Below are 15396 nucleotides of genomic sequence, written 5' to 3'. Positions count from 1 at the left end.
ATATGATAGGTCGATTAAGAGGCTCAATGAAGTGTAAACTAGCCATGCAATCACAATGGCATACATTAAAACAACTTAGGGCTGGTGCCAGCGATATACCTAAGGCGTTAGGTCAAGCACGACTAACTCAGTCCAGCCCGACAGCATGCGATGCATTTTTACACGTATATCATGGAAAAAATAAAGGAAGAAAAGGAAAAAGCAGATTTACGAAAGATACAAAAATGTATCAAAACTTAGCTAAAGAGCCATGGTTACTCGCGACATCAGACAATACAATGACGAGTAAGCGAGTAGTTGGTTTATATAGTAAAAGAATGCAAATAGAGCAAAATTTCCGCGATGACAAAAGTTTGAGATATGGTTTTTCGTGGCGTTTTAGTAAAAGCACCGGCATAAATAGAATAGGAATATTATGCTTGATAGCCACAATAGCGAGCACTGCGTTATGGTTTATAGGGTGTGAAGCAGAAAAAAGAAAGTGGCATATAAAATTTCAAGCAAATAGCGTTAAGAATCGCCGAGTTCTTTCATTTTTAACCTTAGCCAAGCAAGTCATAAAGCTATGTAAGGGACGTATTACACAAAGCTATATAGAAAAAAGTTTAAAAAACTTTATTTTGAATTACGAAAAAGAGGCCGCTGGATAAAGTGGGGATCCCTCAGCCCGAAGGGTTCTGCCTAGGGGCAATTAACTCTTTGTTGCTCGGTTTTTACTTAGCCCACTAGGTTACAAACCTCACGCCGCGATTAAATTGCCCCTAAATTGAACAAATTTCAATCCACAAAGGTCAACACGCCCTAAGGCTGAACGACTAATTAACCTCTGTTAATTAGTCATCAGTAAAAGTTTAATGTTCAACTTCAATCCAATCTTTTTCATCTACCCAGTTTTGTGCACCGTCTTTTACCGAGCGAATAGGCACAATGTAGTCACAACTTATTTGTGGCTTAACTGAGGCAAATATAGGCACAAAACCAAAGCTTAGTGCGGTTTCTATAATTGCTTTTTGATTTTGTGGGTCAATGTCAGCCGCTTCATCTATGTAAATAGGTATACGGTATAGGTTTTGTTCCTGATCGCTTAATAAGTAACGAATAAACAACATGCCACACAATAACTTAATCGTAATACGTGTGCCGTTTGAACCCGCCGAATCTATTTTTTCAAAGTGTTCGGTTTCACCTGCGCGGTTAACTACTTCAAATCGAATATCAAATAAATCGGTAAGTGTTAAGCCCGCTTTATCTGAGGCGAGTTTAATTAAGTGATCTTTTGCTTCGTTTACCGCACTTTCGCTGTAAGGTTCTTGGCTAAGTAAATCTAGCGTGTCGCCTTGCTCAAACTGATGCGACGTGCTGATAATGGTATCTATACTATCAACCAGCATTTTGCGCGGTATGACGTTAATTTTAAACGCTTGCAGGTTTGAAATACGGTGCTGGCTTATGCCTTTATTAAAGCTATTCATTTCGCGGCGAAGTCGGTCTAAATCCTCTCGCAAGCCTTTTATAGTTGCGGCCACTTCGGTAAGCGCAACGCGTGCTTGGCGTTCAACCGCATCGCGTTCGTTATCAATATTATGAAAGGCGCTTATTAGCTTTTGGTATTTAGTGTATTCGTCATTTTCGTTATCGAATTTAGTAATACCCGCGTTATATACATGCAAATAGGTGTTGCGTACGTTTATGTCAAAATTACGCAGCTCTTGGCAGTCTTTATTAAAATGATGAACAAGGTCGCTTAAGTTATCAAAGTCGACTGTAATATCAATCATATACGGGGTTACTTTACCACTGTATAAATCAAGCGTGTGATCAATTCGCTCACTTTTAACTTGGCGTAAGCGCTCAGTTTGGCGATTAATTTGCTCTTGTTTCGATTTAATTAACGAGCGACGATCGGCAATTGAGCCACTATTTTTTTGAATATCTTGCAGGTAGTCGTCAACTTGTTCGCGCTCAGCTAATAACTGCTCTTTTAGCATGGCTTGCGCTTCAACCGACTGTTGCATTATATCAAACTGCTCTAAGCGTTTTAGGGCGCTCTCTGCGCTCATAAGCTCATCGTATAGCGCGTCTTTTTCTTTTTGCTTGTCGGCAACGTTTGCTGCAACATCGCGTTGTTGCTTAAACTCTTTAAGTGAATGCTCAAGTGCATTTAGCTGAGCGGTTAATTGCTCCTTGTTTTCGCCGCTTTGCATTTGCACAGGCGAGAGCTTTTTGAGATTAATGCTCGCACCTGGTAGCGTTAATACACCGCCTTTAACGTTTTCACTTAATAGCGATAAAAACTCCCCAAACGCGTCTTCGTCATCAATGGTTATATCGCCATTAGTGGTGGTCGCAAATGAGAGAATATCTGGGTTTAAAATGCGCGATATTTCTTCTACTTCTTTTAACGAGAGGTCTTCGCGCATACGGGTAAACAAATTAAACTCAAGGTTTTTAAGTTGCAGCTTTAAGCTCTTAATTTGTTTTTGTGTTTCGCTAATGCGGTAGTCAAGCGTGTGTAGGCTTTGCCCTTGTGCGCTGGTTATAGAGTGCGAAAGCGACTCGTAATCTTGCTTTAATTGAGTCAGGCTGGTTTTAAGCGTGGCTTTATTTACCAGTTCAAACTCGCTTTTAAGCGCATCGTAATCTAAAAACCACTGCTCAATTTGAGTTTGTCTGCGCTCTATATCACGCGATTGCTGTACGTATAGGCTTTGTTTTTGCTCAAACTCGTGTTTTTCGTGCTCTATATCTTCAAGGGCTATGGCAAGCTCAGAGAGTTGCGACTCTTGATAAGTGTCAAAATCAATCAGTGCTTGGTCAACTTTAGGCGCATACGCCGCTAATTTACCTTTAAGCACGGTTTGGTTTTCAAGCATTGATTCAAGCGCGGCTATTGGCTCTTGCATTGACTCAAGGGCTTTTAATTCGCGTTTTGAGCGGTTTACTTTATCAAATGAGCGACGCCATACTTCATAAAAGTCGACTTTAGAGTTCGACATATGGCGTTCAAACACGCGTAGCATAAAGCGTTTTACGTCGCTTGCGCCTAATTTGTGTAAGTTAAGAATACGTCTAAATATTTCTTTATAAATAGAAGAGTCTTGTACATTATTTAGCGGGATCATTTTTAGGTTAATGTCGCCGTCAAAAGCCGTTGCGCCGCCAGTCAACAGCGCGTTTAACTCTTGTGCTTTTAACTCAATAGGGTTGTAGTTAAGCGATTTTAAATGGTTGAACAGATTGGTAAATTTAATAATAGTTTTACCTTGCGTATACTGCTCTAAATCAAGCTTACCTTGATAACAAAAGTACTGATGCGCGTAACCGGCAATTTTACCAAGTCCTGCAACTCCAATTACTACCGAGCCATGAGGCAAGTTAGCTTCTAGTAAAATGTATGACTGATCGGATGAAAAATAAAATTTACGGGTTTCATCTAAATCGTGTCCGTCCCATTCTGTTAAGCGCAAATCGTTAATAAGCGGAAACTGCAGGGCGTTAATAACCGAGCTTTTACCTGTGTTATTGGGCGCGCAAATAGAGCTGCTTTTATCAAGCGGGATCACACATTTTGCATAGCCTGCGGTGTTAAGTAGGGCGAGTTTGCTTAGTCCGTATAGATTTTTCATTCCTCGTCCTCTGTAATATAGGTTTCTTCGTTTACTTCCATGAGTGCATCTATGTAGCGGTGAATTGGCGCTTGTAGCATAAAGCCGCCTTCTACTTCACGGGCTAAACCTAAGCGCACCATGCGCAGGTAAACGTCTTTACGCAAATCCGATCCCGAAAATATCTCAAGCTGATCAAACAAATGTTTGTTAATTTGCACCAGCGTTTGCATAAGCTCTAAATCGTTTACGTCGTCAAACAATGCGCGCATTGGATCTTTACCCGTATTGGCGTAGTGCTCAATTAAAATGTAAATGGTGAGTGCGATAGCGCGAGATATTTTGCCCATATTGGGTGTGCTTTCGTCGCTACCAAAATAATAAAAGCCACGGCTATCGTGTTTTAAATCGTTACCTAAAGCGGTAAATAGGGCGGTGTAGTCTTCTATGTGTTGGTCAAGCTCTTGCCACATTACGTTGTCTTGCTCGCAAATGTGATAACCCGCTACTAATTTTTTATTAATGGCTTGTAGATGAGTTAGCTCGTCTAAGTTTATGTGTGTCATGGTTTATTTACCTGCCTTTGGATCTGGCTGAGGCTCTGAATTAAATGGATATAAAGAAAAGTGCTGACCGGCAATTTTTACGCGGGCTTTTTCATCGCTTTGAATTATTTTAATATCGCTGTCGCTGACTAATTTTTGATACAAAAATAGCATTTCGTCGGCATCGAGATCTGGGTAGCTTTCGTCTAAAAATTGCAGCAAGGGCTGCGGCTTTTTGCGTTTTTTATTAAAGCGCTTAGCAAAGCTGGTTTTAACATCGTTGTAGTCAGGAATATTAGGCGTAACAAATGCAGGCACGTCTTGCTGGTCAGGCAATTGGTATTCTTCGTGCTCAAATTCAATCAAGCTTGCCATATAAGCCACAATATGGCGTTGCTGACCAAGCGAATATCGCTGCGCGTCGCTTACAAAATGTGGTTGCACAGCACTTAGCATATTGTCTACGCCATTTTTACGTACAAGCCCAAGTACTTTGGCTGCTTGGCGAGTAATTAAGTTATTACGGCGAAGCTCCTCGCGCAGTGGCATAAGCATATCGGCACTTTTACGTAAGCTTTCTCGGCCCATTAAATGCATTTCGAGTATACGGGTACGTAATTGCTCCAGCATACGTTTATCGTTATACGCTTTACCTGAGCGCTCAATGTGCAGTATTTGCTTACTTATTTGCTCTTCAATGAGGGTAAAACACGCATGAAACTCACCACGAATATCAACCATTTCAAGCATTGGCTCTATGTATTCGTCAAAGGCTTCTATTACCGCTTTGTAACGCTTTTGCAGCGATTGCACTGCATTATTTGATTTGGCTTGTTCAACAATATTTAAAATAGCGTTTTCGTTGTGCGTATAGAGCTTCATTATTTTACGCACCCGATCATCCATAATGCGGCTGTAGCGGCGCAAATCGTCAAAGTCTTCTATTTCGCCAGCGTTATCTAGGCGGTTACCTAAACGTGCAAGGTCGTCGACTAATACGCTAATTTCTTGCGCTAAGCCTAAATGCTCTTCTTGCAGTAAAAACGTAGCAAAATCGGCAATAGCACGATTTATTTCAAGCTGAGAGGATTTAGCCAGTGGAATTAAAATATCTTGGTTTAACAAACGATTTGTTTCTTTATAAATGCGTTCGTTTGACCACGTAGGCTGCTTTTGCTTAATCGCGTTTTGTACGTCTTTTAGGCTAAAGTCAGCCATTTTAAAACGTTTAAATAATAGCTCTAATACACCCCAATGTTCGGTTATGGTGTTTAGCAGCTTTTTAGCTGGGATCATAAGGGGTTACAACATCCTAGTATTTTATTATTGAGTTCTTTTAGAAGACTCATTATTACGTATTTTTAATTAACCTTGTCTGTATATAGTATTCGTTTTTAAGACCATTTAATAATAGTTTTTGCATAGAGGCAGTGCTAAAATTCGCGCCGAAAATAGGCACATGAAATGGAATGTTATTTGTGTGTTCTTTAAAACTATATCAAAGGTTGTTTAACTACCATGGTTTCCTCGATTATTCTAACCCTGATAGCGATTGCATTTTTACTGATCGTTATAGAAGATATAATCCATGTCAATAAAGCTAAAACCACGCTGTTTTTTGGTACGCTTTGCTGGATTCTTCTTTTTATATACCCTCTACACGGGCAAAGCCCCGATACGATTCAATACCTTCTAAACGAAAATATTTTAGAAATTGCCTCATTATGGCTATTTTTAATGGCTGCGATGACCTTTGTAGCGTATTTAAATTCAAAGGGGTTTATAGAAAATATTGTGCACCGCGTTATGCCAAAAAGTATTAGCGAAAAAAAGCTCATGTTTTTGGTGGGTGGTTTTGCATTTTTGTTTTCGTCGATTTCAGACAACGTAACAGCGACGCTTATATCGCTTGCGGTTGTTATGTCGTTAAAACTTGAAGCCAAAAAACTAATTAAATACGCCACGCTTATTGTGTTTGGGGTTAACTCAGGTGGGGTATCGCTAATAACCGGTGACGTAACCACACTAATGATATTTTTAGATGGCAAAGTAACCATTGCTCATTTATTACTACTTATAGCGCCAGCACTTACAAGTGTTATGCTGCTTGCCGCGTTACTATCTATTGGTATGAAAGGGCGTGTTGAGTTTGCTAGTGCAGGTAAAACTCGCATCGAAAAAACCGACATAACTATTGCTGTTATATTTTTATCTACCGTAGTGAGCACACTTACGCTAAGTGTAATTTACAGCGTACCGCCTCTATTAACCTTTTTGTTTGGCTTGTCAGTGATGTTTTTAGTGGCGCAATTTTTAATGCGCAAAAAAGACATAAACAAAGACATTATCGATTTTGTTCGCGATATAGAATACGACACATTATTGTTTTTTGTAGGTGTACTTTTACTTGTAGGCGCACTGAAAGAAATTGGTATGCTAAGTAAATTTACCGACCTATATACGGTAATGGCACCTGAATACGCAAACTACTTAATGGGCATATTATCAGCAGGGGTCGATAACGTACCGCTTACCGCTGCATTATTAAAAGCCGATATAGTAATGAGCCAGCAACACTGGTTGTCGTTTACGTATGCAACGGGCGTGGGCGGTTCAATGCTTATAATTGGTTCGGCTGCGGGCATTATTGCCATGAGTAAAGTTAAAGCGCTTACCTTTATGAGCTACTTGCGTTTATCGCTGCATTTATTAATTTGTTACACGGTTGGCTATGCGGGCTCGTATTACATGGGCAGTTTTATTTAACTCATAAATTATTAAATGCTTGACAGCTAGACGTCTAAACGATAAGTTTCAAAGCCCCGCTACTTAGTGGGGTTTTGTTTTATTAGCCACTGGTTAATAAAGCATTCAGAAGAGGTGCGATACTTAGGTACTTAATGTTAGGCGACGAAAGCCGATGATCATTAAGGAGGGAAGTACTCGCCGAGGAAAATAATGGTACGTCGTCATTGTTTTTCGGTTTATGGGGCTGAATCCTCAAAACTGTCACCAATATAGGTGGAGAGCTTCTGGCAGTGGACTTATCTTCAAGCATTCCTTTGCCAAGTTCTTCTTGTTTTATTGCGGTTTGGATACCGCGAAAGGAGACTAAATGACTACCCAATCAGCGCCACAAACAGTGCCTCAAACAGAGTTAAGCGCAAAATCAGATTACATCGTTGCCAAATTTGGCGGAACCAGTGTTGCAAATTTTGAAGCGATGAGTCGCTGTAGCGAAATTATTGTTGCAGATAAAAGCGTACGTATTGTTGCCGTGAGCGCCAGTGCCGGCGTAACTAACCATTTAGTTGCACTGTGTAAATCAAGTATTACCTCAAGTGAGCGCCAAGAACACATAAATGGTGTGCTTGCTATTCAACAAACTATTTTAGATGAGTTATCGCTAGATGCCGATTTAGCGGTTGGCTTTAACGAAACCTTAAAAGCATTTCAAACATTGGCTCAAGAGCCACTAACAACCGATCAGCAACATGACGAGCTACTTAGCTTTGGTGAGCGTTTATCGTCGTATTTGTTTGCACAGGTACTGCGTTTACAAGGTTTAAACGCCGATCGCTTTGATGTGCGCAAGGTGCTTAAAACCGACAGCCAATTTGGCAAAGCAACGCCTAATGTTGCAGCCACAGCGCAAGCCGCTAAAGAACATTTAATCCCGTTATTAGACGCTCAAGTAATTGTAACTCAGGGATTTATTGGCAGTGACGAATACGGCCAAACCACAACGCTAGGACGTGGTGGTTCTGACTATAGCGCTGCACTTTTAGCTGAAGCAATTAACGCTAAAAGTGTGCATATTTGGACCGATGTAGTGGGTATTTTTAGCACCGACCCGCGTTTATGCGCAAAAGCGACGCCTATTGCACGTTTAAGTTTTGACGAAGCCGCTGAAATGGCAACCTTTGGCGCAAAAGTATTGCACCCCGCGACTATTTTACCAGCAAGCCGTAGCCACATTAACGTGTTTGTTGGTTCGAGCCGAGAGCCTGAACGTGGCGGTACGTGGATTGAGCGCGAAAAATCGCAGCAACCAGGTATACGCGCAGTAACGCAACGTAAAAACCAAATATTGCTTACGCTTAAAAGCCCAGAAATGCTACTAGCAAGCGGTTTTTTAGCACGCGTATTTACACTATTAAGTGAATACAATATATCGGTAGATTTGGTAACTACATCAGAAATCAGTGTGGCTATAACGCTTGATAACGCGCAAAACGCCTCGCGTCCAGAGCTTGATCAAGAATGCCTAGATAAGCTTGCAGAGTTTTGCCATGTTTCGGTAGAAAACAACCTAACATTGGTGGCACTTATTGGCTCTGAGATTCAATTACGCCAACACGAAATGAACTTAATGAGTGTACTAAAAGACTTTAACATTCGATTAATTTGTCACGGTGCAAGTAAGCACAACTTGTGCTTTTTAGTAGAGCAAACTGAGTCAGATAACGTAGTACAGTCTATTCATAGCCGTTTATTAGAAAACGATTTTGCTGCGTAAGTAACGGTTATTCAGGGAAATCACTTAGTAAAATTACCTAGTAAAGTTACTTAACAAAATTACTTAACAAAGTCGGTTAATAAAAAGCATCGCCAGTCGATGCTTTTTTTATGCACCACACTTACATCAAAACAAACATTGCTGTCACTTCTATCAGCTACAGTAAGGCTATTACTGCAAGCAATAAGCTTTGCACTATTTAATTCGTCAAACACATTGGGGCTAAGTAGTTGTGCAATAGGGCGGCTGGTGGCTTTAGCAAGTGACTCTTTTAATGTCCAAATTCTAAAAAACGTATCTGCTTGGGCTTGGGTATTAGTAGGTTCGGTGATAAGTGTAATTTCATCATTATGATAAAAATGCTTAGCGAGCTTTTCAAACGGGCGCTTTAGGCTTACTTTTTCAATATCAAAACCAAACTCACTTTTATTAAAATTTAGCGCGACCCCAACTAAACCATGCGAGTGCGAAATACAGGTATTAATAACATCACCATTTACGTGTATTTGCAGCTTTGAGCTTGCCTCGTCAAATTCGGTACTCATTTTATTAAGGGGTACGTGCGTATGTTGCGGCTGCGTTACTTTAATAAGGTGTTTTAACAATAACCGCGTAGCTAAATACTCTTGCTTAGCTGGCGGGCTTTTACGGCGGTTTATAATGGTTAACTCAAATGGGCTTAAGCAATCGGGTAAATTAAAGTCACTAAGCTCAAGTGTTTTAGCATTAAATAATAAAATACTGTTACTCGCTAAAGATAAATTTGCCAATTGAGTTGAAGTAATACTCAAGGCGTTTTTAAAATAGTGTTCAGTCATAAAAGCCCTAAAGCAAAAGAAGTCGCTGATATTGTGAGCGGTTAACGCCACTAATAAAGGCTGGGTACAATTTTATTACTCAGCTGGCATGAAATATGGTTTAATTCACAATAATCAAAATAATAACAGATTTGTAGATGTATGGCACAAGTGCGTGATGGGTTTCAAAGCCGACTTGGTTTTGTTTTAGCCGCTGCTGGCGCAGCAGTGGGTTTGGGTAATATTTGGGGTTTTCCTACGCAAGCGGCCAACCATGGCGGCGGTGCTTTTTTACTGGTTTATTTTATTGTTATATTTTTACTTGCGCTACCTGCGCTGTATACCGAACTTTATTTAGGTCACAAAGCACAAGCTAATCCTGTAAAAGCATTGGGCGATGCATGGCAAAACACTAGCCGTAAAGTAGGCGCAGCAGCCGGTTACATAGGCCTTGCGGGCGCAGTTGTTATGCTAAGTTTTTATTCAATAGTGGCAGGGTGGATGCTCTCGTACGCTATTGAACCCATAACAACCTTTTTTGGGTTTTCAGGCGCAAGCGAATTTCTACATAGCGACTCAGTGCTGCGTAATTTTGTATTTACGCCGCTTATGCTTATTTTAACCGCCAGTATTATTTTAAAAGGTGTTAAATCGGGAATCGAAACCTGGTCGCGCCGTTTAATGCCACTATTACTTGTGTTGCTTGTTGGTTTAATTGCCTACATTGCAACACTCGATGGCGCAAGCGAAGGCTTTGCTGCGTATTTGATTCCTGACTTTAGCCAGATACTCGACCCTAATTTAATTATTGCGGCAATGGGGCAAGCGTTCTTTTCGCTCTCACTAGGTGTGGGCTGTATGATGATTTACGGCTCGTATTTACAGCCAGATGCTAATTTACCAAAGCTCACAGCAGGTGTTGCATTACTTGATACTGGCGTTGCTTTTTTAGCGGGATTACTCATCATTCCTGCTATTTATGTGGCGCAGCACAACGGTGTTGAAGTATTTAGTGGTGGTAAACTGATTGGCGAAGGGCAACTAATTTTTGCTATTTTACCTGAGCTATTTAACACCATGGGCGAAATTGGTTTATTAGTTGGTTTATTGTTTTTTGTATTAATGTCTATTGCATCGGTTACGTCAACAATATCGACGACTGAAATTCCGGTAGCGTTTTTAGTCGAAAACCATAACGTTAGTCGCACCAAAGCAACATGGGCGGTAAGCGCCGTTGTTCTTGTGTGTGCAAGCGCGATTATATTAAATTTTGATTGGTTATTTGGCTTAGTTATTATGCTATTTACTCAATATCAATTACCGCTTATGGGTTTATTTTACTTTATTACGGTAGGTTGGATGTGGCAGCGTGGTAATAAATTACACCAAGCAACAACAGGCGTACATTACTGGTTTGCTCAGTATATTCGTTTTGTTTGCCCAATATTAATGACCTTGGTATTTGCAAACGTTGCCTTTGGTTAATTTTATCTAAGCCCTAAAATAAATTAATAAAGCGAAGTGAGTTTAAAACGCACTTCGCTTTTTTTGTGCCTGTTATTTAGGTATAGCCAAGAACTTTATAAAACCTCATTAGTTAGAGGTTTACCTTCACTTACTTCAAACGCGTTAAGCAGGGTTGTGTTTGCTATTTCGGTGAGCGCTTCTTGGGTAAAAAAGCCCTGATGCCCCGTTACTAATACATTTTTAAAGCTCACTAAGCGCGAAAATATATCGTCTTGGTTTATTTCGTCACTGTGGTTTTTAAAAAACAGCTCCGACTCTTGCTCGTAAACGTCGAGTCCTAAATACCCTAGTTTTTTAGTTTTAAGCGCACTAATACATGCGCTACTATCAAGTAATGCACCACGAGAGGTGTTAATAAGCATAACGCCGGTTTTCATTTTGCTAAATGCCTCGTCATTTATTAAATGATGAGTTTGCTCCGTTAAAGGGCAATGCAAAGAAATCACATCGCTTTGGCTAAGCAAGGTGTCTATATCGGTAATTGTATAATTGCCAGGTTGTGCGTAGGGGTCGCACACTAATACATTAGCGCCAAAGCCATTTAAAATGTTGCACAGCGCAAGGCCAATTTTACCGCAGCCTACAATACCCACGGTTTTATTGTGCAAGTTAAAGCCTAGTAATCCATTTAAATCAAAATTGTCTTCGCGTACGCGGTTATACGCTTTATGCGTTTTACGGCTAAGCGTTAGCATAAGTGCAATACAATGCTCGGCTACTGCTTCTGGGCTGTATGCTGGTACGCGTAATACTTTAATTTTATGTGCTTTTGCTGCAGGTAAATCAACATTATTAAATCCTGCACAACGCAGCAAAATAGTATTTATGCCTTGGCTTGCCAATTGTTCAATAACCGTGGCGTTTACAGTGTCGTTAACAAATATGCATATGGCATCAAACCCATTTGCTAAAATAGCGGTTTGTTCGCTTAGGGATTGCTCAAAATATGTTATTTTTATATCAGGATGATCGCGTGTACTTTGTTCAAAAAAAGGCAGTTCGTACTTTTGAGTACTAAAAAAAGCAATGTTCATGGTAATAGCCTCGACGCTTAATAAGTATCAATACAATAAACTACTTTATAAACCTGTGCTTTAGTAACACGCATTTTATTGATTTAAATTAAGCCTTAGCTGGCGTAAACAAAGGTATTTTTGATGCTACCTTTTTACCACCTCTTGCAGCGCTTAACTTTGCAGCTTGCAGTAAGTTGCTTTCTATTACTTGTTTAAGTGTTTCGGGCTTAGTACGCGGTGCATAGCGTGCAACAAGTTGCCCTTGTGAGTTAATTAAAAACTTAGTGAAATTCCACTTAATTGCACGGTTTTGCGAAATACCCCGTGTATGCGACTTTAAATAATTAAACAACGGATGTGTTTCTGGCCCGTTTACCATTACCTTACCAAATACCTCAAACGAGATATTAAATTGATCTTGGTAAAAGTCTTTTATGGCTAAATTATCAAGCGGCTCATTTTGGCCAAACTGGTTACACGGAAACGCAAGCACAGTAAAACCATTACTTTTGTATTGCTGGTAGAGCTTTTCGAGTGCGTTTAATTGCACCGAAAAATTACACTTACTCGCTGTATTAACAATAAGGACGGTTTTGCCCTGTAACTGGCTAAGAGGAAAATTTTCGCTGTTATAAAGTGGTGCATTAAATTGATAAATACTGTCCATAGGTTACCTACTTACCTTTCCCGCTAAGGAAATTTTATAAAGACTTTCATTCGCTTTTTTATCGACCGGTTGACATAATCGAGGTCTAGTTTCTAAGTTATCAGTTAAATAGGTCATTTTTATGTCAATGAAAGTCGCATTTATAGGTTTAGGCGTAATGGGTTACCCAATGGCGGGGCATTTAGTAAAAGCAGGGCACAGCGTATGCGTTTATAACCGCACACAAGCTAAAGCACAAACGTGGACTGCAGAACATTCAGGAAGCTTTGCATCAACCCCGCGCGAAGCTGCCAGCAATGCCGACATTGTATTTATGTGTGTTGGGAATGATGACGATTTACGCTCAGTAGTGTATGGCGACGACGGCGTGTTAGCGGGCATGTTACCGCACACTGTTTTGGTTGATCACACCACAACCTCAGCTGAAGTAGCACGTGAAGTGGCTGCAAAAGCGGCTCTGCAAAATATCGATTTTATAGATGCGCCTGTATCGGGCGGACAAGCTGGCGCCGAAAACGGCGTATTAACGGTTATGGCGGGTGGCAGCGAAGCCGTATTTGCTAAAGTGCAACCAGTTATGGCCGCGTTTAGTCGTTTTAGCCAATTACTAGGCGGCGTTGGCTCGGGACAACTTTGTAAAATGGTTAATCAAATATGTATTGCTGGTGTAGTGCAAGGTTTAGCCGAAGGCTTACATTTCGCCAAGCAAGCTGGGCTTGATGGTGAAAAAGTTATAGAGACCATTTCTAAAGGTGCAGCCGGTTCGTGGCAAATGGAAAACCGCTACAAAACAATGTGGGCGGGTGAATATGAGTTTGGTTTTGCCGTAGATTGGATGCGTAAAGATTTAGGCATTGCACTCGATGAAGCTAAAAACAATGGCGCTACATTACCAATGACCGCAACGGTCGATCAATACTACGCCGATGTACAAGCACTCGGCGGCGGCAGATACGACACCTCAAGCTTACTAGCACGCATTGAAGCGCTACATAAAAAGTAACGTTTACGTCGAGTATGTCGATGACGCTAAGCTTGCTGGCGTGATGGGCGAAGCCCATAAAAATTCAAACAAAAACGCGACGCTTAAATTACTATAGCGTCGCGTTTTTATATGCGTTGTATAAGTACGTCTACACCAAATTACATGCTTTGTGCGTAGTTGTACAGTGCCTTTAAAATTGTAAGATTTTTTTCGCTGTCGTCATGTTCATGCGCTAGGTTTTCAAGGGTGATCATAAAATCTTGCGCATTAATCGACGGTTGATCTTCCCCGTGCATTAACTTGTTTTGGCAATACTGGCGCCATTGGTCAAGCTCTTGCTGGTTTAGCGTTTCAGGCCAGTTACGGGCGCGGTATCTAAACAACAACGTATTAAACTTTTTATCTTCAAAGTCTAACTTCAACCCTGCTAATTCATCTGGTTTTGCATCACGAATAATCGCAAATTTAGCTTTATCAGCATGGCTTGTAAACCCATCGTAAAGTAAGTAGTCAACGTTAGTAGTTGCGCTGTAATCGCCTTGCTCGTTAAACACTTCGGTTACTTTATCGCGAAGGTCGGTATTGGCTTTTAAAATAGCTAAGTTAGCTAAGCATTGCTCGCGGTCAATCCCAAGGCGGGCGGCGTTTTCAGGCAATAATGTTTTAGCTGGGGCTAAAATAGGGCACTTGTTTAAATGCACTAATTTTAAGCCAACAGGTAATTCACCCTCGGCTAAATCAACACGTTTGGTGTATAAACGTTTGCGTAACTCTTCTACGTTTAAATCAATGAGTACTTGCGGGTTTTGGGTTAAATCAAAACAAATAACCGCGTTTTTATTAACCGGATGAAAGCTCATTGGTGCAACCCAGCTTGTACAGCCTTGTGTTGCAGGTATGCGCGATGTGGTATGCACCAGCGGCGTCATGTTAAATACATCAACCAATTCAGCAAGGGCTTTTTTATTACGCAGCCCAAAAAAGAAGTTATATAGCTTTGGTTGTTTTTCTTTTATTAGCTTAGCCAGTGCGATAGTGGCGGTTACATCGCTTAGTGCATCGTGCGCTGCAGCGTGTTCAATACCATTGGCTACGGTTAAATGCTCTAGCTTAAAGCTTGGGCTGCCGTCTTCTTTTAACGGCCATTCAATGCCTTCAGGGCGCAGCGCGTAACAAGCACGTACTAAATCAATAATATCCCATCGGCTATTGTTATTTTTGTATTCACGCTCGTATGGGTCGTAAAAGTTACGGTAAAAGCTGTAACGACTTACTTCGTCATCAAACCGAATACTGTTATAACCGGCGACACAGGTGTTTGGTACGCTAAATTCGGCATGAATTTTTGCTATAAACTCAGCTTCAACTAAGCCTTTTTTCATCGCCACTTGTGGCGTAATACCCGTTATTAAACACGCCTCAGGGTGAGGTAAGTAATCCGCTTGCGGCTTACAATATTCAATAAGTGGCTCGCCAATAATATTTAAATCAAGATCGGTACGAATACCCGCAAATTGGCTCGGCTTATCCTTTTGAGGGCTCGCCCCCCAAGTCTCGTAGTCGTGCCAATAGATTGTTGCTTGATTTTGCTCTTGATATGCCATGCTGAAAACCCTGAGTAGTTAACTTAAAAGCGCCTAAATACGCGCCAAGTTACTAAAATAATGAATTATTTAGATTATGGCATATGGGCGAGGGAGTTTATAGGTTTGGGTAATAAATGATGTGCTTGTTG

The 15396-nt window shown here is 40.7% G+C and carries 12 protein-coding genes and 1 riboswitch; of the genes, 5 read left to right on the top strand and 7 right to left on the bottom strand.

From position 1 onward, the window contains the following. Positions 1–26 precede the first annotated feature (26 nt). Entirely contained in the window at positions 27–650 is a 624-nt protein-coding gene (locus ABX891_RS11130; protein ID WP_354629508.1) for a hypothetical protein, read from the top strand. Between the two features lie 201 nt (positions 651–851). Here ABX891_RS11130 and ABX891_RS11125 read toward each other — a convergent pair whose 3' ends face one another. Genes ABX891_RS11125 through ABX891_RS11115 form a run of 3 tightly spaced genes read right to left on the bottom strand, consistent with a single transcriptional unit; the run spans position 852 to position 5446 of the window. Beyond that, complete coding sequence (locus ABX891_RS11125) at positions 852–3626, bottom strand: Mks condensin complex protein MksF (protein WP_354629507.1); 2775 nt, start codon at positions 3624–3626, stop codon at positions 852–854. Beyond that, a complete protein-coding gene (locus tag ABX891_RS11120) occupies positions 3623–4171 on the bottom strand; it encodes a condensin complex protein MksE (RefSeq protein WP_024605891.1) in 549 nt (182 codons plus the stop codon). The genes ABX891_RS11125 and ABX891_RS11120 overlap by 4 nt, the downstream gene beginning before the upstream one ends. A gap of 3 nt (positions 4172–4174) precedes the next feature. Further along, positions 4175–5446, bottom strand: coding sequence for an MksB family condensin complex protein (locus ABX891_RS11115; RefSeq protein ID WP_354629506.1), 1272 nt, complete (start codon positions 5444–5446; stop codon positions 4175–4177). A gap of 222 nt (positions 5447–5668) precedes the next feature. Between ABX891_RS11115 and nhaD the strand changes: the two genes are divergently transcribed. Then, positions 5669–6916, top strand: coding sequence for a sodium:proton antiporter NhaD (gene nhaD, locus ABX891_RS11110; RefSeq protein WP_354629505.1), 1248 nt, complete (start codon positions 5669–5671; stop codon positions 6914–6916). A 101-nt stretch (positions 6917–7017) separates the two neighbouring features. Further along, a riboswitch (Lysine riboswitch) is annotated at positions 7018–7190 on the top strand. A gap of 75 nt (positions 7191–7265) precedes the next feature. Then, a complete protein-coding gene (lysC, locus tag ABX891_RS11105; protein ID WP_350634943.1) occupies positions 7266–8669 on the top strand; it encodes a lysine-sensitive aspartokinase 3 in 1404 nt (467 codons plus the stop codon). 59 nt (positions 8670–8728) lie between these two features. Here lysC and ABX891_RS11100 read toward each other — a convergent pair whose 3' ends face one another. Next, positions 8729–9487, bottom strand: coding sequence for a 4'-phosphopantetheinyl transferase family protein (locus ABX891_RS11100; protein WP_354629504.1), 759 nt, complete (start codon positions 9485–9487; stop codon positions 8729–8731). A 141-nt stretch (positions 9488–9628) separates the two neighbouring features. On the opposite strand from ABX891_RS11100, the gene ABX891_RS11095 reads away from it, so the two are divergent. Next, the gene (locus tag ABX891_RS11095; protein ID WP_354629503.1) at positions 9629–10951 is read left to right on the top strand and encodes a sodium-dependent transporter; all 1323 of its coding nucleotides are present in this window, start codon (positions 9629–9631) and stop codon (positions 10949–10951) included. Between the two features lie 95 nt (positions 10952–11046). On the opposite strand, the gene ABX891_RS11090 is transcribed toward ABX891_RS11095, so the two are convergent. After that, positions 11047–12027 (bottom strand): 2-hydroxyacid dehydrogenase, encoded by a 981-nt coding sequence (locus ABX891_RS11090; RefSeq protein ID WP_354629502.1) that lies wholly within the window; start codon positions 12025–12027, stop codon positions 11047–11049. 88 nt (positions 12028–12115) lie between these two features. Further along, positions 12116–12676 carry a glutathione peroxidase gene (locus tag ABX891_RS11085; RefSeq protein ID WP_024595202.1) on the bottom strand — a complete coding sequence of 187 codons (561 nt, stop codon included), beginning with the start codon at positions 12674–12676 and terminating at the stop codon, positions 12116–12118. Between the two features lie 121 nt (positions 12677–12797). Here ABX891_RS11085 and ABX891_RS11080 point away from each other — a divergent pair, with 121 nt between their 5' ends. Continuing rightward, positions 12798–13679, top strand: coding sequence for an NAD(P)-dependent oxidoreductase (locus tag ABX891_RS11080; protein ID WP_354629501.1), 882 nt, complete (start codon positions 12798–12800; stop codon positions 13677–13679). Positions 13680–13819: 140 nt separating this feature from the next. On the opposite strand, the gene sbcB is transcribed toward ABX891_RS11080, so the two are convergent. Beyond that, entirely contained in the window at positions 13820–15265 is a 1446-nt protein-coding gene (gene sbcB, locus ABX891_RS11075) for an exodeoxyribonuclease I (protein WP_154903754.1), read from the bottom strand. Positions 15266–15396: the final 131 nt, after the last annotated feature.

The sequence above is a fragment of the Pseudoalteromonas sp. NCIMB 1079 genome (assembly GCF_040567695.1).
Classification (GTDB): domain Bacteria; phylum Pseudomonadota; class Gammaproteobacteria; order Enterobacterales; family Alteromonadaceae; genus Pseudoalteromonas; species Pseudoalteromonas distincta.
The sequence above is the reverse complement of the archived record's forward strand: the minus strand, read 5'-3'. Positions and strand labels throughout refer to the sequence as shown.

Bases quoted from the DNA above. Each gene is read 5' to 3' on its own strand.
- lysC (WP_350634943.1), top strand. From the start codon at position 7,266: ATGACTACCCAATCAGCGCCACAAACAGTGCCTCAAACAGAGTTAAGC.
- ABX891_RS11100 (WP_354629504.1), bottom strand. From the start codon at position 9,487: ATGACTGAACACTATTTTAAAAACGCCTTGAGTATTACTTCAACTCAA.
- sbcB (WP_154903754.1), bottom strand. From the start codon at position 15,265: ATGGCATATCAAGAGCAAAATCAAGCAACAATCTATTGGCACGACTAC.
- ABX891_RS11085 (WP_024595202.1), bottom strand. From the start codon at position 12,676: ATGGACAGTATTTATCAATTTAATGCACCACTTTATAACAGCGAAAAT.
- ABX891_RS11125 (WP_354629507.1), bottom strand. From the start codon at position 3,626: ATGAAAAATCTATACGGACTAAGCAAACTCGCCCTACTTAACACCGCA.
- ABX891_RS11115 (WP_354629506.1), bottom strand. From the start codon at position 5,446: ATGATCCCAGCTAAAAAGCTGCTAAACACCATAACCGAACATTGGGGT.
- ABX891_RS11130 (WP_354629508.1), top strand. From the start codon at position 27: ATGAAGTGTAAACTAGCCATGCAATCACAATGGCATACATTAAAACAA.
- ABX891_RS11080 (WP_354629501.1), top strand. From the start codon at position 12,798: ATGTCAATGAAAGTCGCATTTATAGGTTTAGGCGTAATGGGTTACCCA.
- ABX891_RS11090 (WP_354629502.1), bottom strand. From the start codon at position 12,027: ATGAACATTGCTTTTTTTAGTACTCAAAAGTACGAACTGCCTTTTTTT.
- nhaD (WP_354629505.1), top strand. From the start codon at position 5,669: ATGGTTTCCTCGATTATTCTAACCCTGATAGCGATTGCATTTTTACTG.
- ABX891_RS11120 (WP_024605891.1), bottom strand. From the start codon at position 4,171: ATGACACACATAAACTTAGACGAGCTAACTCATCTACAAGCCATTAAT.
- ABX891_RS11095 (WP_354629503.1), top strand. From the start codon at position 9,629: ATGGCACAAGTGCGTGATGGGTTTCAAAGCCGACTTGGTTTTGTTTTA.